Here is a 17,155-nt window from a genome sequence, read left to right as displayed (position 1 = left end):
TGTACCATACATTTGTAAAGAGCACATTTCTTTTTTATAAATGAAAAAGTCATTAATTTTTAAAAAAACTTTCACAGGAATGTTACATTTTTCACAGGAACAGAAGAACTATATGTTGTATGATTTTAATCAAAAGACAACAACATGTTGGTGGAGGGTTATGAATGTTGAAACAAAATGTACGTGGAGAAGAATTAATGAAAGTATTTGAGACAATTATCCACGGTAATGAACAAGATTTAATGCAGGAAAATGCAAATGTAGATGGTCGATCTCCAATGGGAGTAATGGGAACGTTCGCATCTGAGAGCGCAAAGTATTATGCAGTAGAAAAATTATTATCAGATCAAGTGAAAAAAGCGATAGATCAAAATATATTATATCCACATGATTTAGATTTTTATGCAACAGGAACGACGACTTGTTCGCAAATTCCGTTAGCGCAAATGCTAGCTAACGGTTTTCATACTGGACATGGACATATGAGACAACCGCAAGACATTAAAAGTGCGTTGGCGCTTTCTTCAATTATTTTTCAGGCGAATCAAAATATGCAGCACGGTGGTCAATCGTTTGCACTCTTTGATATTGATTTAGCTCCATATGTGAGAAAAACAGTAAAGAGACATAAAAAACGACTACAGTCATATCCGCTTACGAAAGAACAAATAGAGGAATTTGCATGGAAAGAGACAGAAAATGATACGTATCAGGCGTGTGAGGCTTTCGTTCATAATTCAAATAGTATGCATAGTAGGGGCGGGGGACAAGTACCATTTATTTCTATTAACTACGGAACAGACACATCGAAAGAGGGAAGACTTTTAATTAAGCAACTTTTAAAAGCGACGCAAGCTGGACTTGGTAAAGGAGAAACACCGATTTTTCCTATTCAAATTTTCAAAATGAAAAAAGGGGTGAACTTTGAAGAGTGTGATCCGAACTATGATTTATTTGAATTAGCGTTAGAAACGACCGCTGAGCGATTATTCCCTAACTTTTCGTTTTTAGATGCTCCATTTAATGCAGTGCACTATGATGGACGACCTGAAAGTGAAGTATGTTACATGGGATGTCGCACTCGTGTTATGTCTAATATACATGGAGAAGAAACGGCAATAGGAAGAGGTAATCTGTCGTTTACTTCTATTAATTTAGTGAAATTAGGGCTAATTAGTGGATCGAAAGAAGCGTTTTTTGAAGCGCTAAGTTATTATTTAGATTTAGGCGTTAAGCAATTATTAGAGAGATTTGCTTATCAATGTACAAAGAGAGCAAGAGATTTTCAGTTCTTATATTCACAAGGTGTATGGCGCGGTGGAGAGACGTTACAACCTGAAGATGCTGTGGCACCGATTTTAAAACAAGGGACGTTAAGTCTTGGTTTTATCGGTCTTGCAGAATGTTTAGTAGCGTTAACTGGAAAGCATCATGGAGAAAATGAAGAATCGTGGAAGCTTGGATATGAAATTATTTCCTTTATGAGAGAGAGAATGGATAAGGCGATGGAAGAACATCAACTCAATTTCTCTGTAATTGCAACGCCGGCAGAAGGGTTATCAGGAAAGTTTGTGAAAAAAGATAGAGAAGAATTTGGTGTAATTAGCGGTGTGACAAATCATAATTATTATACAAATTCGTTCCATGTACCGGTGTATTACAATATTCAAGCGATAGATAAAATTCGATTAGAAGGACCGTTCCACGCTCTTTGTAATGGCGGACATATTACGTACATTGAACTAGATGGTGCAGCTGTGCATAATCAAAAAGCGTTAAAGCAAATTGTACAAGCGATGGCGCAGTACGGAGTGGGGTACGGTTCAATTAACCATCCTGTTGATCGTTGTAAGTGCTGTAGTTATCATGGCATTATCGGGAATGAATGTCCGAGTTGCGGGAATGAAGATGAGAGTGAAATAGAAAGAATTCGCCGCATAACAGGATATCTTGTTGGAGATATGTCAAAGTGGAATAGCGCGAAACGTAGTGAAGAGATGGATCGGGTGAAGCATAAATGAAAGTTATGAATATCATTCATGATAGTGTAGTAGATGGAGAAGGATTGCGGACAGTCGTGTTTTTTGCGGGCTGTCCGCATCGTTGTATCGGTTGCCATAATCCGAAATCATGGAATGTTTGCAATGGAACTGAAATGACGGTAGAAGAAATTGTGAAAGAGATTGAAAAAAATTCATTAACCGATGTAACATTTTCAGGCGGAGATCCATTTTTTCAAGCTGCTGAAGTGAAAAAAGTAGCAAAAGCAGTGAAGGATTTGAGAAAAAATCTATGGATTTATACAGGTTACAGGTTAGAAGAGATACAGAGTGCTCAAAATAATGATATGATAGAATTGTTACATTATGGGGATGTTTTGGTCGATGGAAGATTTGAACTTGATAAAAAAGATTTAACACTTCCATTTCGCGGAAGCTCCAATCAACGTATTATTCGATTGAAAGAGTAAAAAGGCGGGATAGGTTATATGAATAAAACAGTATTACTTGTTGAAGATGAAAGAAGATTACGTGAAATTGTTAGTGATTATTTTCGTAATGAAGGCTTTGAAGTAATCGAAGCGGAAGATGGAAAAAAAGCGCTAGAATTATTTGCTGAACATACAATTGATTTAATTATGTTAGATATTATGTTACCAGAAATAGATGGTTGGTCTGTTTGTAGACGAATTAGAAAAGAGTCAGCGGTACCAATTATTATGCTGACAGCACGTTCTGATGAGGATGATACATTACTAGGCTTTGAACTAGGTGCAGATGAGTATGTAACAAAACCTTTTAGTCCGAAAGTGTTAGTAGCTCGTGCAAAGACGTTATTGAAACGTGCGGATGGAGCGGTAGGAGTATCAGAAGAAAATACTATGTCTTTAGCTGGAATAGAAGTGAATCGACTATCTAGAACAGTTTTAGTAGATGGTGAAGAAATTATATTGACACATAAGGAGTTTGAACTTCTTGTTTATTTAATGGAGAACAAAGGAATTGTGTTGTCACGTCAACATTTATTAGATCAGTTATGGGGATATGATTACTACGGTGATGACCGAACGGTTGATACACATATTAAAAAACTGCGAAATAAGCTAGGAGATAAGGCGAAGCATATCGGCACTGTTATTCGAGTAGGTTACAAATTCGAAGAATAACCTTTAATTTACTATGCATCCCGGCTTTGGGATATAGCAAATTTACACTCTCCTTTGTAGGTGGAATGTACAAAAAATACTTTTCTTGTCTACAATGGTAGATAGGAGTATTTTTTTAATTGGATTTCACGATGAGTTCACAAGAAGGACACAAAATGTGACTATACTGAAAGTACGAATTCACCAGGGAGGGGAAATAAAACATGGGATATTACGACGGACCGAATTTGAATGAAGAGCATAGTGAAACGAGAGAAGTGAAAAAATCAGGTAGTAAAAAAGGATATTTTTTCACAGGTTTAGTTGGAGCTGTAGTCGGGGCGGTTTCGATTAGTTTTGCAGCACCGTACATGCCATGGGTGCAAAATAATGATGCAGCTGTTTCGTCATTCAATTCTAATAAACAAGTAGAAGGAACTGTAGTTCCAGTTGTAAATAAGGCGAAAAATGAAACTGATTTACCGGGAATGATCGAAGGCGCGAAGGATGTTGTTGTAGGTGTTATTAATATGCAACAAAGTGTTGATCCATTTGCAATGCAACCGACAGGCCAAGAGCAACAAGCTGGCTCAGGATCAGGTGTTATTTATAAAAAAGCAGGAAATAAAGCGTATATTGTAACGAACAACCATGTAGTAGATGGAGCAAATAAACTTGCTGTAAAACTAAGTGATGGTAAAAAGGTAGATGCAAAGCTTGTAGGGAAAGACCCTTGGTTAGATTTAGCGGTTGTAGAAATTGATGGATCTAATGTAAATAAAGTTGCCACTTTAGGTGATTCAAGTAAACTTCGTGCGGGTGAAAAAGCGATTGCAATCGGTAACCCACTAGGGTTTGATGGAAGTGTAACAGAAGGTATTATTAGTAGCAAAGAACGTGAAATTCCAGTAGATATTGATGGCGATAAGCGTGCAGATTGGAATGCTCAAGTTATTCAAACAGATGCAGCGATTAACCCAGGTAATAGTGGTGGTGCGTTATTTAACCAAAACGGTGAAATAATTGGGATTAATTCAAGTAAAATTGCACAACAAGAAGTTGAAGGAATTGGATTTGCTATTCCAATTAATATTGCAAAGCCAGTTATTGAATCCCTTGAAAAAGACGGAGTAGTAAAACGTCCAGCTCTTGGAGTAGGTGTCGTTTCATTAGAAGATGTGCAAGCTTATGCAGTAAATCAATTAAAAGTGCCAAAAGAAGTAACAAATGGAGTTGTATTAGGTAAAATCTATCCAATATCACCAGCGGAAAAAGCTGGTTTAGAGCAATATGATATAGTAGTAGCGTTAGATGATCAAAAAGTAGAGAATTCACTTCAATTCCGTAAATATTTATATGAAAAGAAAAAAGTAGGCGAGAAAGTAGAAGTTACATTCTATCGCAATGGCCAAAAAATGACGAAAACAGCTACATTAGCAGATAATTCAGCTACAAAGAATCAATAATCGGAATAAAAGAAAGTCTCTTTCATGTTGAAAGAGACTTTCTTTATCGGATATACTAAAGGAATAGGAGGGATAAATTATGATAATTGAAAACCCAACTCGTACGGAAATTGGTGAAGTATTAAAGAAAAGTAAAACGATTGCAGTTGTTGGATTATCAGATAAGCCAGAACGCACATCGTATATGGTTTCAAAAGCAATGCAAGATGCTGGGTACCGCATTATTCCAGTAAATCCAACAGTAGATGAAGTACTCGGAGAAAAGGCAGTTTCTTCACTGACGGATATTAAAGAACATGTTGATATTGTAAATGTGTTTCGTCGCTCAGAATTTTTAAAGGATGTTGCGAAAGAGTTTGTAGAGATTGATGCAGATGTTTTCTGGGCACAATTAGGAGTACAAGATGAAGATACATATAAACTTTTACAAGAAAAAGGCTACACAGTAATAATGGATCGTTGCATTAAAGTAGAGCATGTAATGACAAAATAGTATAGATTTTAAAGATAGAAAGATTGATTCAGCCCTCACTTTTTACATAAGTAGGGCGGATGAACGAGGTGTTCATCATGAGATTTTTTAAAGGCTGTTTTTGGGGATTGTTACTTGTTATCCCATTTTGGATATTGATCATTTGGATCATGATAAAGGTTTGGAATGTATAATGTTGGAATACATATCCATTTCTCGTTGACAAACGATTATTTTTCTGAAATAGTAGCCTAGAGGAATCCTTGTGAAAAAAAACAAGGATTTTTCTATTGAAAATAGTATATAAAAGAGATAAGATAACTTGCCAAAACTATAGTCGAGGCGTTATTCTATAATAGAAACATATGTTCTGATTTGATTAGGAAAGGGGCAAGGAGTTTGGCGAAGCATCAGTTCCAATATAATGAAGATGCAATCCAAGTGTTAGAAGGACTTGAAGCCGTTCGAAAACGCCCGGGTATGTATATCGGGAGTACGGATAGCCGTGGATTGCATCATTTAGTATATGAAATAGTAGATAACTCCGTTGATGAAGCATTAGCGGGATTTGGCGACGAAATTTCTGTCGTAATACATAAAGATAATAGTATTAGCGTAATTGATAAAGGGCGAGGAATGCCTACGGGAATGCATAAGCTTGGAAAGCCGACACCTGAAGTTATTTTAACTGTACTTCATGCTGGTGGTAAGTTTGGCCAAGGAGGCTATAAAACGAGTGGTGGTTTACACGGTGTTGGGGCATCAGTTGTAAACGCCTTATCAGAATGGCTAGTAGTAACGATTAAGCGAGATGGTAGCATTTATGAACAACGCTTTGAAAATGGTGGTACTCCTGCAACGACGTTAGAGAAAATCGGGAAAACGAAAGAGTCTGGTACAACGATGCACTTCAAACCAGATACAACTATTTTCAGCACAACAAATTATAATTATGAAACATTATGTGAGAGATTACGTGAATCTGCATTCTTATTAAAAGGAATGAAAATCTCGATAAAAGATGAACGTAATGATTTAGAAGATGTGTTTCATTATGAAACAGGAATTGAGGCTTTCGTTTCATACTTAAACGAAGAGAAAGATTCGATTCATCCAGTTGTATATTTCTCGGGTGAGCAAAATGGAATTGAAGCAGAGTTAGCGTTTCAGTTTAATGATGGTTACTCAGAAAACATTCTTTCGTTTGTAAATAATGTACGTACAAAAGACGGTGGTACACACGAAGCTGGATTTAAAACAGCAATGACACGTGTGTTCAATGAGTATGCTCGTAAAGTTTCTTTATTAAAAGAAAAAGACAAAAATTTAGAGGGTACAGATATTCGAGAAGGATTAGCTTCGATTGTTTCTGTACGTGTACCAGAAGACGTACTCCAGTTTGAAGGGCAAACGAAAGGGAAACTAGGTACAAGTGAAGCTCGTTCTTCAATTGATGCAATTGTATCTGAGCATTTAGCTTACTTTTTAGAAGAAAACCCGGATGTAGCTACACTTCTTGTGAGAAAGGCAATTAAAGCAGCACAAGCACGTGAGGCTGCTCGTAAAGCGAGAGAAGAAGCGCGTACTGGTAAGAAGAAGAAAAAATCAGAAGGTACTTTAAGCGGGAAGTTAACACCTGCACAATCACGTAATCCTCAGAAAAACGAATTGTATTTAGTAGAGGGTGACTCGGCTGGTGGTTCAGCAAAGCAAGGGCGAGATCGTCGTTTCCAAGCGGTACTACCATTACGTGGTAAAGTAATTAACACGGAAAAAGCAAAGCTTGCTGATATTTTTAAGAACGAAGAGATCAATACGATTATTTACGCAATTGGCGGAGGCGTAGGGAATGAGTTCGCTGTTGAAGATATTAACTACGATAAAGTTGTTATTATGACCGATGCAGATACGGATGGAGCACATATTCAAGTGTTACTACTGACGTTCTTCTACCGTTATATGAAACCACTTATTGAAGCTGGTAAAGTATTTATCGCACTTCCACCTTTATATAAAGTAAGTAAAGGAAAAGGGAAAAGTGAAGTAATTGAATATGCATGGTCTGATGAAGAATTAGGTGATGTAACGAAAAAGGTCGGTAAAGGCTACATGTTGCAGCGCTATAAAGGACTTGGCGAAATGAATGCCGATCAATTATGGGAAACAACGATGAACCCTGAAACACGTACGTTAATCCGTGTGAAAATTGACGATGCATCAAGAGCTGAGCGCCGAGTTACGACATTGATGGGGGATAAAGTAGAACCTCGCCGTAAATGGATTGAGCGTAATGTACAATTTGGTATGCAAGAAGAAGGAAATATTTTAGAAAATGAAATGATTATGGAGACGGAGGTGGAATAACATGCAGGCAGAGAAGTTTCATGACCTCCCGCTTGAAGACGTGTTAGGTGACCGCTTTGCACGTTATAGTAAATATATTATTCAAGACCGCGCGCTTCCAGATGCGCGTGACGGTTTAAAACCGGTACAAAGACGTATTTTATATTCTATGTATGTAGAAGGAAACGTACATGATAAAGCGTTTCGTAAATCAGCTAAAACAGTAGGTAATGTTATCGGTAATTATCATCCACATGGTGATTCCTCTGTATATGAGGCGATGGTCCGTTTAAGTCAAACTTGGAAAGTACGTAATGTTTTAGTTGAAATGCACGGAAATAACGGTAGTGTTGATGGGGATCCAGCAGCGGCAATGCGTTATACGGAAGCACGTTTATCACCAATCGCATCTGAGTTATTACGTGATCTTGATAAAGAAACAGTAGAATTCGTGTCAAACTTTGATGATACGAGTGAAGAACCTATTGTATTACCGGCAATGTTCCCGAACTTATTAGTGAACGGATCTACAGGGATTTCCGCTGGTTATGCAACAGAAATTCCACCGCATCATCTTGGAGAAGTAATTGATGCTACAATTATGCGTATCGATCAACCGAATAGTTCTGTGGAGGACTTGTTAACAGTTATTAAAGGACCAGATTTCCCTACAGGTGGTATTATACAAGGGATAGATGGCATTAAAAAAGCGTATGAAACAGGTAAAGGTAAAATTATTATTCGCGGAAAAGCAGAGGTTGAAACGATTCGTGGCGGGAAGCAACAAATCGTTATTACAGAAATTCCGTACGAAGTAAATAAAGCGAATCTTGTTAAGAAAATGGATGAATTACGTATAGATAAAAAGCTAGATGGAATTGCTGAAGTACGTGATGAGACAGATCGTACAGGTCTTCGTATCGTTGTAGAATTAAAAAAAGAAGCGAATGCTGAAGGTATTTTAAATTATTTATATAAAAATACAGATTTACAAATTCCATACAACTTTAATATGGTAGCGATAAATAATCGTCGTCCGACACTTATGACATTACCTAAGATTTTGGATGCATATATTGGACATCAGAAAGAAGTTGTTACAAGACGCTCACAATATGAATTAAGAAAAGCAGAAAATCGTCAGCATATTGTAGAAGGTTTAAAGAAAGCATTATCAATTTTAGATGAAGTGATTGAAACGATCCGTGGGTCTAAAGATAAGCGTAATGCGAAAGATAATTTAAGTGCGAAATTTGGATTTACAGAGGCGCAGTCAGAAGCAATTGTTTCACTGCAATTATATCGTTTAACAAATACAGATATTACAGCGCTAGAGCAAGAAGCAGCGGAACTTAGTAAGAAAATTATAGAGTTACAGTCAATTTTACAAAGTGAAAAAAGACTTTTTCAAGTTATTAAAACAGATTTGAAGAGAGTAAAGAAAACATATAGTGATAATCGCCGTGCGATAATTGAAGAGGAAATTGAAGAAATTAAAATCGATGTGGAAGTTATGATTCCGCAAGAAGATGTCATCGTTACTGTAACGAAAGAAGGCTATGTGAAACGAACAGGTTGGCGTTCGCATAATGCATCGAACGGGAAATACTTCGGTATGAAAGAGGGTGACATCTTACTTGAGCGTTTCGATACAAACACGACAGAAACCGTTCTTTTATTTACGAACAAAGGAAATTATATTTATCTTCCTGTGTATGAAATGCCAGAAATTCGTTGGAAAGATTTAGGTCAACACGTTGCGAATCTTGTTTCACTCGAGCGAGATGAATCGTTAATTTGGGCAACAGTCGTACCGAATTTTGAAGAAGAAAAACGATTTATCGTATTTGTTACACGAAACGGTATGATTAAGAAAACAGAATTAAACCAATATAAAGTGCAGCGTTATTCACGGGCATTCGTTGCTGTAAACTTGAAAAAAGATGATGAAGTTGTTGATATATTTGCGACAGATGGGACAAGTGATATTGTTCTTGCAACACATGGTGCATATGCACTTGTATTCAATGAAGAAGAAGTAAGTCCAGTTGGTGTCAGAGCAGCTGGTGTGAAAGCAATTAATTTAAAAGAAGATGACTATGTTGCTTCTGGTAAACCGTTAAATGGTGAAAAAGATCAACTTATTCTCGTTACGCAGCGAGGTGCTGTGAAACGTATAAAGGCATCGGAAATTGAGAAATCAACGAGGGCGAAGCGAGGCCTTGTAATTTTTAAAGAGTTAAAACGTAATCCGTACCGCATTGTCGGTATTGAAATTGTTCGAGATGATGAATTAGTTTACATGAAGACAGAGAAACACATTGTAGAAGAAATTGATCCGAAAGCGTTTCGAAATAAAGACCGGTATAGTAATGGTAGTTTAGTACTAGATGTTAATGATACTGGTGAAGTAATTGAAACGTGGACAAAGAAAAGAACAGAATAAAGTGAAACTTTAATCAGTGTTTTTTTTTCCATCCCCCACTGATTATTAGCCTTTACCAATCGGGCTTTTACGGGCAGTTGGTCTCCCGCCTAACTTCCCTCGCATTCGCCTTATTTTGAGGTGGGAGTCTTACTGCGCGTTAATGCGGGATAAAGGGAGCATCTTGCTATGAATGATAGCAAGATGCTTTTTTCTAAGCAAATCATTATGTATATAAAAATAATCTTGTTATAATAATGAAATGAAATCGTTCTCATAAAGTGAAACTTTAATCAGTGGGAATTTTCTTTATCCCCACTGATTATTAGTTGAACCAATCGGGCTTTTACGAGCAGTTGATTCCTCACCTAATTTCTTTGCTTTCGCTGAATTTTGAGTTAGGAATCTTACTGCCCGTTAAAGCGGGACAAATGGAGGGGCAACATGAAAAAAATAGGTGTAGGGATTGTAGGATTTGGATTTTCTAGTACAACATTTCACATCCCGTTATTACAAACGATAGAAGAATACGATATTCGTGCTATTTTATCATCAAAAGAAGAAGTAGTGAAACAAGCATTACCAAATGCTGAAGTTGTTGGTACAATTGATGAATTAGTAAATCGAGCTGATATTGACTTAGTGGTCATTACTTCGCCGAATACAACCCATTTTCCATATGTAAAAGAAGCAATTGTACACGGTAAGCATGTTGTTGTGGAAAAACCATTCGTTGTTTCAATTGAAGAAGGAGAAGAACTTATTTCATTAGCGAACCGACATAATGTCGTTTTAAGTGTGTATCATAATCGTCGTTTGGATAATGATTTCTTAACGATAAAGAAATTATTACAAGAAAAAAGAATAGGGAATGTATACGCATATGAAGCGCATTTCGATCGTTTCCGCCCACATGTACGCGATCGCTGGAGAGAAAAGAACTTACCAGGATCAGGTATATTATATGATTTAGGATCGCATTTAATTGACCAAGCATTATCATTATTTGGGAAACCAGATGCGATAAGCGCAGATGTAATAAAGCAACGACCAGGTGCAGAAGTGGATGATTACTTCCATGTTGTACTTCACTATGGAGTGAAGCGCGTTATTTTACATAGTAGCAGTTACGTAAAGCAAGCTGGACCACATTTTACACTGCATGGAGATAAAGGCTCTATCGTGAAGTATGGTATGGATTCACAGGAAGAGCAATTAAAGACTGGAATGAAGCCAGGGGATAATGATTATGGAGCAGACTCTGAAGAGAATTTTGCTACTTTAGAAACAGAAGAAAGCTTAGAGCGTATTCCAACAGAAGTCGGCTGCTATGACATGTATTATAAAGGCGTGCGAGATAGCATATTAAATGGTGAAAAGCTACCTGTAACTGCTCAAGAAGGTTTAGACGTTATTAAATTGATTCAATTGGCGACTGAGAGTAGTGAAACGGGTAGAGTCATTGCGGTAAAATAAAAAAGACACGAATTTCGTGTCTTTTTTATTAGGAACATATGAATATGACTCATTATTTAGTTTAATCGTTTATCATACATTAACTGGATTTGTATGCCGAAAGGATCTTCAATAATACCATATGCTTCACTAAATATATTTTTTTCTAATGGAGAGATTATTTTCACATGCTTATCGGAAATTAAATTATTATAAAATCTTTGTATTTCTTCTAAATTAGCACTTTGAATGCAAAGTGACATGTTATTTCCAACGCTATAACGTTCAGTAGGGTTCATTGTATCTTCGGCTATCATTAGCTTTGTATTCCCAATTTGTAAAACAGAGTGGGCAATATGATCTTTATTTTCATTTGTAATTTCAAAAGAACTATCTCTTTTGGCCAGTTCTTCATACGTAACAATCATTAACTTCTTGGCTTCTAAATTACGTGTATAAAAATTAATTGCCTCCTTTGCTTGCCCATCCATTGAAAGAAAAATAGCTATTTCTAATGTCATAAATATATAACTCCTTTATTAGTTAATAATTATAATATAGACTAAAAAGGTTTCAATACATGACACCTTTTATGGAGGGAAATATGAAAAAAACTGAACGAATAAATGATATGCTTATTTTCTTAAATAATAAAAGATATTTTAATTTAAAAGATTTAATGGTTAGATATGATATTTCTAAAAGTACCGCTCTACGAGATATTCAATCATTAGAAGAAATAGGTGTACCAATATATTCTGAACTAGGTAGAAATGGAAGTTATAAAATTATAGAAAATAGTGTGTTATCACCAATATATTTTAGTGTGGATGAAATGTATGCGTTATACTTTTCGATTCTTACATTAAATGGATACAAAACAAAGCCATTTAATATAGAAAGTATTGCGCTTGAAAATAAATTTAAACATGTATTACCTGATAATGTGAGTAAAAATATTTCAATCATGGAACGAACGCTTTCCTTTGAAGTAACAAATCATAGTAACTTTAGTCCGTTCTTAAAAGAACTTTTACAGGGGATTTTTGCTGAACGGGTTTATCGTTTAACATATTTGAAAAAAGATGAGGAGAAAGCATTGGTCGCCCAATTTATTCGAATAGAATCTAAATTTGGACAGTGGTATGCTAAAATTTTTAATTTTGAGACAAGTAATGTTCAAATAATTAGATGTGATAAAATACTCTCTATTATGGAAACAAGCAATACTAATCCAAAAAAGCTCGAAGAACTATTAAGTTATCTTACTACTTTTCACAGAAAGCCTGATGCAATTGATTTTATTGTCATTGTTAATCAAGAAGGAAAAGACATTTTTGATAAAGAGAATTATCCTTCCATGAGGATACAAAAAGAAAAAGAAAATTACATTATAACAGGCTATTTTAACAAGAAAGAAATTGATTTTATTTCAAGTTATTTTTTGAATTTCGGAAAAACGATTATCTCAATTCAGCCTGTCATGCTGAAAGATTTAATCTATAATAAGGTAGTATCTATAAAACATCATTTAACTTCTTTGAGATAAAGTTAGTTTTAATAATTCTTTTCGACATGAAAAAGCCCTTGAGATTTAAATATCCAAAGGGCTTTTTTATGATTTTGTTTGTTCTTTAGAAAAAATTATTTTTCTGGGACGGAAAGTCCATAAAAAAACATCGTAACTACATCTTGTATATGTTTTTCTCGATCTCCTTCAAGAAGCTGTGCCCCGAAATCATCACCTAATTTAGTGAACATTTGAATGTAAAGTAACATCATTTCTTTTGAAAGGTGTGGATTAATTTCATTTTTGCGCTGTGCTTGTTCTAATATTTCTAAATACCAAGGCAAGATTTTTTCGTTTTGATAACTATAAATAAATTCTCGAAGCGCTTCGTCTCTTTGCATCATTTGTAGTAACATATCAGGCTGAAATAATCCCCCAGTATTCATTTTTCTTACAATCATTTTTTGCATCATATCATGAAAAGGTAATTTTTCTTCTGCAAGCTCTTTATAATATTGAAATTCAGATATTATAAATTCTTGTATAAGTTCCCTAAATAACGCATCTTTACTTCCGAAATGATTATAAATTGTCACTTGAGAAACGTTTGCTTTTTTTGCAATATGTTCTATTTTCACTTCATTAAATCCACGTTCTGAAAATAATTTAAAGGCCGCATCCTTAATGGCACGTTTTTTCTTTTCTTTCACTTTTTCAAAGCCGTTCAATACAATCACCTCATTTAAAATATACAAGAAAAAATAATTGAAAACAATATTTTTGAAATATGGACATATAAATATTTCAAAAAGTTGTTGCGAATATGAAAGATGAGGAGTACAATAATTTTGAAATATCACATGTTAAATATTTCAAAAAATGAGGTGGGTTTATGATTTCAGTTCAAAATGTCACAAAACAGTTTTCAAATGGAAAAGGCTTGTTTGATATTACATTTGAAGTGAAAGAAGGAGAAGTTTTTGGCTACTTAGGACCAAATGGTGCTGGGAAATCAACAACGATTCGTAATTTAATGGGATTTATAAAACCGACGGCTGGTAAAGCGACAATTTTCGGATTAGATTGTTGGGAAGATGCTGCGAAAATTCAAAGAGAAGTTGGCTATTTACCAGGAGAGATTTCTTTTATTGAAGGAATGAATGGATTAGAGTTTTTAAATTTGATGCAAGGAATGCGTGGGTTAAAAAATATAAAAAGACGAGATGAATTGATAGAACGTTTGCAGTTCGATGTGAAAACACCAATTCGAAAAATGTCTAAAGGAATGAAACAAAAAGTAGGTATAGTTGCGGCATTTATGCATGATCCAGAAGTGTTAATTTTAGATGAACCGACATCAGGACTCGATCCACTTATGCAACAAGTATTTATAGATTTAATATTAGAGGAAAAGCAAAGAGGAAAAACAATCCTTATGTCATCACATATTTTCACTGAAATTGAGAGAACTTGTGACAGAGTAGCTATTATTAAAGATGGTTGTCTTGTAACCGTTGAAAACATTCATGATTTACAAGGCATGAGAAGACAGGTGATAGATGTAACCGTATCATCTCAAGAAGAAATCGAGTCTCTTAAACAATGTGATTTGCAATTTGAAGGAGTGAAAGCTAGAGAGGCGTCAATTATTGTGCAAGGAAACTATCAAACTGTTTTACAAATACTTTCAAACTATAATGTAACTGCACTTCAAACGAGAGCGACGGATTTAGAACATTTATTTATGCATTATTACGAGAAGAAAGAAGGGGTAAAGCATGAATAAACAACTATTTTTAGCTAGTTTGAAAGAAACGAAAAAAAGTATATTCAGCTATGCTACTGGTGCAACTCTTTATTTATGGTTATTAATTTGGATATTCCCATCGATGGTTTCAGCCAAAGGTTTAAATGAATTAATAAGTGCCATGCCTGATAGTGTGAAAAAAATTGTTGGAATGGAAAGCCCAATTCAAAATGTAATGGATTTTTTAGCTGGTGAATATTATAGCCTGTTGTTTATTATCATTTTAACAATTTTTTGTGTCACGGTTGCAACGCATTTAATTGCTCGTCATGTAGATAAAGGGGCGATGGCATATTTATTAGCAACACCTGTATCAAGGGTGCAAATTGCAATTACACAAGCTGCTGTTCTCATATTGGGGCTACTAATAATTGTAATTGTTACTTATGTAGCTGGTATATTAGGTGCAGAATGGTTTTTAAAAGATAATAACTTAAATCGAGAATTATTTTTGAAAATAAACATAGTCGGAGGGCTTATATTTTTAGTAGTTAGTGCCTATTCATTTTTCTTTTCTTGTATATGTAATGATGAAAGAAAGGCACTTAGCTACTCAGCCAGTTTAACAATCTTATTTTTCGTATTAGATATGGTAGGGAAATTAAGTGATAAGTTAGAGTGGATGAGAAATATATCTTTATTTACATTGTTTCGTCCGAAAGAAATTGCTGAAGGAACATATAATATATGGCCAGTAAGTATAGGCTTAACTGCTGGAGCGCTTTGTATCTTCATAGTAGCAATTGTAGTGTTTAGGAAGAGGGATTTACCGTTGTAAATTAGAAAGTCCACTTAATTAGTGGGCTTTTTTCGTTTGTAAATTCGAAGGGATATCTTTTAGAGAAACATTTAAGTAGATAGTCAAAATGGAATGTTTACATTTTTTCTTGTAGAAATATTCAAAAAGAAGTGAACCTTTTTCTAGGATACTCCGTCTAATATGTGTAAAGTTTAATTAATAGAGAGGCTGAAACAGGAGGACCAATTGTGAAAGTAATTCCTTTATATAAGATGATTGTAAAAGAAGAAACGGATGTTTCTTTAGCAAAAAAGGGTAATCATGAGGCTTTTATGACACTTATACATACAGAAAAAGTAAAGATGTATCGCATTGCGAAGGCGATGTTACGTGATGAGACGAATATAGAGGATGCAATGCAGGCAACAATTTTAAAAGCTTATGAAAATATAAAAAAACTGAAAAAGGAAGAGTTTTTTCAAACGTGGCTAATTAGAATTTTAATAAATGAGTGTAACAATATAATTCGCTCTTATAAAAAAGTAATTGTAATTGAGGATCATGATAGTAATATGGTAGCGTTCGATCGATATGAAGATATTGATCTTTGTAATGCTATTCAGTCTTTAACGGAAGAACTAAGAGCTGTAACTGTACTTTATTATTATGAAGATATGAATCAAGAAAGTATTGCAACGCTTTTAGAAATTCCAAAAGGCACGGTTAAATCAAGATTGTCACGTGCAAGGGAACAATTAGAAGAGCGATTAAAGATGGAGTAGGAGGTGGTTAAAATGGATAAAGAAAAATCATTTGATGAAAAATTAAAAAAGAGAATAGAAAAGGATAATACCGTATTGCCACAGGCACTAAATGAAAAAATTAATGATACACTTCATAATCTTCCTGTAAAAAGAAAGAGTTATAGAGTACATATGATGTTTATTAGTGCCGCTGTTCTAACGCTATCAATTGTATCTATGTCTGAGTTTTCTATACAGAGCTTTGCACAAAATGGAGGGATGTTTAATTACGTAAAGAAGAATGCGTTTTCTGATTATGAGAATGAAGAAGAAATAAAGTCGAACGTCAATTATCCAGATAAGGAGAAGATTCATCAAAAGATGCTTGATTCAATTGATCATTTCCAAAATGTTTCAGGGCAATTCGAAGAATATTCTAGCTCTACAAGAATTGCTACAACATATAAATATGTGATTGATACGGAGAAACAAAGTGGTATTTCATCTAAAGAAGACAAACTATCGAAAAAAAGCACGATTATTTATAACGAGGACGGAAAAAAAGAGTTTAATGATAAGAATAATACGTATAAAGAGACGAGATGGATCCCTAAAAAAAGAAATAATGAACTATTAAAATTAAGCCCTATGGAAAGGTTGTTGAGAAAATCAGGTGAGAAGAAACGGTATGATGACGAATATGTGGGATTCGCTAAGTACAGTATTCAATCAGAATTTGCTGATCTGTTAATTCGATATAAAGATTGGAGTTATAAAGAAACGAAGTATCTTGGACTCGATTGCTACAAAATAGAAGGGGTAATAAACATAGAAATGCCTGTAAGTACATCTGAAGATTTGAGTGGGAAATTTGAAATGGTTGTAGAGAAAAATACGGGGATTATGTTGAAGTTCCTTAGTTTCCATGAAGGTATGATTCAATATTCGATTACGACTGAATGGATACAAATAAACAAAGGATTGAAAGAGAATGTATTTCAAAAGGATAGCACTAATTATGAAAAATTGAAAAACATATTAGATGAATAG

15 protein-coding genes are annotated in these 17,155 nt (G+C 34.8%); 13 read left to right on the top strand and 2 right to left on the bottom strand.

The annotated features are described in order from the left end of the window. Positions 1–164: 164 nt before the first annotated feature. The 8 genes from LCF45_RS17355 (at position 165) to LCF45_RS17320 (ending at position 11,327) form a co-directional block, all read left to right on the top strand. Positions 165–2,021, top strand: a complete 1,857-nt coding sequence (locus LCF45_RS17355; RefSeq protein WP_263893012.1) for an anaerobic ribonucleoside triphosphate reductase — start codon at positions 165–167, stop codon at positions 2,019–2,021. Further along, positions 2,018–2,470 carry an anaerobic ribonucleoside-triphosphate reductase activating protein gene (gene nrdG, locus LCF45_RS17350; RefSeq protein WP_002128495.1) on the top strand — a complete coding sequence of 151 codons (453 nt, stop codon included), beginning with the start codon at positions 2,018–2,020 and terminating at the stop codon, positions 2,468–2,470. Before LCF45_RS17355 ends, nrdG begins: the two co-directional genes overlap by 4 nt. 18 nt (positions 2,471–2,488) lie before the next feature. Then, positions 2,489–3,166 (top strand): response regulator transcription factor, encoded by a 678-nt coding sequence (locus LCF45_RS17345; RefSeq protein WP_002087776.1) that lies wholly within the window; start codon positions 2,489–2,491, stop codon positions 3,164–3,166. 203 nt (positions 3,167–3,369) lie between these two features. Then, complete coding sequence (locus LCF45_RS17340; protein ID WP_002185182.1) at positions 3,370–4,611, top strand: S1C family serine protease; 1,242 nt, start codon at positions 3,370–3,372, stop codon at positions 4,609–4,611. Between the two features lie 79 nt (positions 4,612–4,690). Further along, complete coding sequence (locus LCF45_RS17335) at positions 4,691–5,104, top strand: CoA-binding protein (protein WP_002014313.1); 414 nt, start codon at positions 4,691–4,693, stop codon at positions 5,102–5,104. A gap of 378 nt (positions 5,105–5,482) precedes the next feature. Next, entirely contained in the window at positions 5,483–7,447 is a 1,965-nt protein-coding gene (gene parE, locus LCF45_RS17330; RefSeq protein WP_002014314.1) for a DNA topoisomerase IV subunit B, read from the top strand. A 1-nt stretch (position 7,448) separates the two neighbouring features. Then, the gene (gene parC, locus LCF45_RS17325) at positions 7,449–9,872 is read left to right on the top strand and encodes a DNA topoisomerase IV subunit A (RefSeq protein ID WP_002014315.1); all 2,424 of its coding nucleotides are present in this window, start codon (positions 7,449–7,451) and stop codon (positions 9,870–9,872) included. A 423-nt stretch (positions 9,873–10,295) separates the two neighbouring features. Next, a complete protein-coding gene (locus LCF45_RS17320; RefSeq protein ID WP_078203408.1) occupies positions 10,296–11,327 on the top strand; it encodes an oxidoreductase in 1,032 nt (343 codons plus the stop codon). 56 nt (positions 11,328–11,383) lie between these two features. Here the strand turns inward: LCF45_RS17320 and LCF45_RS17315 are convergent, their stop codons facing one another. Further along, positions 11,384–11,827: a VOC family protein gene (locus LCF45_RS17315; protein ID WP_002128490.1), complete on the bottom strand. Its 444-nt coding sequence runs from the start codon at positions 11,825–11,827 to the stop codon at positions 11,384–11,386. A 59-nt stretch (positions 11,828–11,886) separates the two neighbouring features. Between LCF45_RS17315 and LCF45_RS17310 the strand changes: the two genes are divergently transcribed. Continuing rightward, on the top strand, positions 11,887–12,855 hold the full coding sequence (locus LCF45_RS17310; RefSeq protein ID WP_002128489.1) for a helix-turn-helix transcriptional regulator: 969 nt from the start codon (positions 11,887–11,889) through the stop codon (positions 12,853–12,855). 95 nt (positions 12,856–12,950) lie between these two features. On the opposite strand, the gene LCF45_RS17305 is transcribed toward LCF45_RS17310, so the two are convergent. Next, positions 12,951–13,544: a TetR/AcrR family transcriptional regulator gene (locus tag LCF45_RS17305; protein ID WP_002128486.1), complete on the bottom strand. Its 594-nt coding sequence runs from the start codon at positions 13,542–13,544 to the stop codon at positions 12,951–12,953. A gap of 164 nt (positions 13,545–13,708) precedes the next feature. On the opposite strand from LCF45_RS17305, the gene LCF45_RS17300 reads away from it, so the two are divergent. The 4 genes from LCF45_RS17300 to LCF45_RS17285 all read left to right on the top strand — a co-directional run bounded on the left by LCF45_RS17300 (position 13,709) and on the right by LCF45_RS17285 (position 17,155). Continuing rightward, positions 13,709–14,602, top strand: coding sequence for an ABC transporter ATP-binding protein (locus LCF45_RS17300; RefSeq protein ID WP_002167840.1), 894 nt, complete (start codon positions 13,709–13,711; stop codon positions 14,600–14,602). Continuing rightward, entirely contained in the window at positions 14,595–15,401 is an 807-nt protein-coding gene (locus LCF45_RS17295) for an ABC transporter permease (RefSeq protein WP_263893011.1), read from the top strand. The genes LCF45_RS17300 and LCF45_RS17295 overlap by 8 nt, the downstream gene beginning before the upstream one ends. A 209-nt stretch (positions 15,402–15,610) precedes the next feature. Next, on the top strand, positions 15,611–16,144 hold the full coding sequence (locus LCF45_RS17290; protein ID WP_000864747.1) for an RNA polymerase sigma factor: 534 nt from the start codon (positions 15,611–15,613) through the stop codon (positions 16,142–16,144). A 12-nt stretch (positions 16,145–16,156) separates the two neighbouring features. Beyond that, the gene (locus tag LCF45_RS17285; protein WP_002128480.1) at positions 16,157–17,155 is read left to right on the top strand and encodes a hypothetical protein; all 999 of its coding nucleotides are present in this window, start codon (positions 16,157–16,159) and stop codon (positions 17,153–17,155) included.

Source organism: Bacillus sp. 41-22 (assembly GCF_025809295.1).
GTDB classification, from domain to species: Bacteria; Bacillota; Bacilli; order Bacillales; family Bacillaceae_G; genus Bacillus_A; species Bacillus_A mycoides.
This window is presented reverse-complemented; position numbering and strand designations above follow the sequence as displayed.

Excerpts from the sequence above, each read along its gene's own strand:
- LCF45_RS17285 (WP_002128480.1), top strand. The coding sequence starts at position 16,157 with ATGGATAAAGAAAAATCATTTGATGAAAAATTAAAAAAGAGAATAGAA.
- LCF45_RS17300 (WP_002167840.1), top strand. The coding sequence starts at position 13,709 with ATGATTTCAGTTCAAAATGTCACAAAACAGTTTTCAAATGGAAAAGGC.
- LCF45_RS17320 (WP_078203408.1), top strand. The coding sequence starts at position 10,296 with ATGAAAAAAATAGGTGTAGGGATTGTAGGATTTGGATTTTCTAGTACA.
- LCF45_RS17315 (WP_002128490.1), bottom strand. The coding sequence starts at position 11,827 with ATGACATTAGAAATAGCTATTTTTCTTTCAATGGATGGGCAAGCAAAG.
- LCF45_RS17345 (WP_002087776.1), top strand. The coding sequence starts at position 2,489 with ATGAATAAAACAGTATTACTTGTTGAAGATGAAAGAAGATTACGTGAA.
- parC (WP_002014315.1), top strand. The coding sequence starts at position 7,449 with ATGCAGGCAGAGAAGTTTCATGACCTCCCGCTTGAAGACGTGTTAGGT.
- LCF45_RS17340 (WP_002185182.1), top strand. The coding sequence starts at position 3,370 with ATGGGATATTACGACGGACCGAATTTGAATGAAGAGCATAGTGAAACG.
- nrdG (WP_002128495.1), top strand. The coding sequence starts at position 2,018 with ATGAAAGTTATGAATATCATTCATGATAGTGTAGTAGATGGAGAAGGA.
- LCF45_RS17310 (WP_002128489.1), top strand. The coding sequence starts at position 11,887 with ATGACACCTTTTATGGAGGGAAATATGAAAAAAACTGAACGAATAAAT.
- LCF45_RS17335 (WP_002014313.1), top strand. The coding sequence starts at position 4,691 with ATGATAATTGAAAACCCAACTCGTACGGAAATTGGTGAAGTATTAAAG.
- LCF45_RS17295 (WP_263893011.1), top strand. The coding sequence starts at position 14,595 with ATGAATAAACAACTATTTTTAGCTAGTTTGAAAGAAACGAAAAAAAGT.
- LCF45_RS17355 (WP_263893012.1), top strand. The coding sequence starts at position 165 with ATGTTGAAACAAAATGTACGTGGAGAAGAATTAATGAAAGTATTTGAG.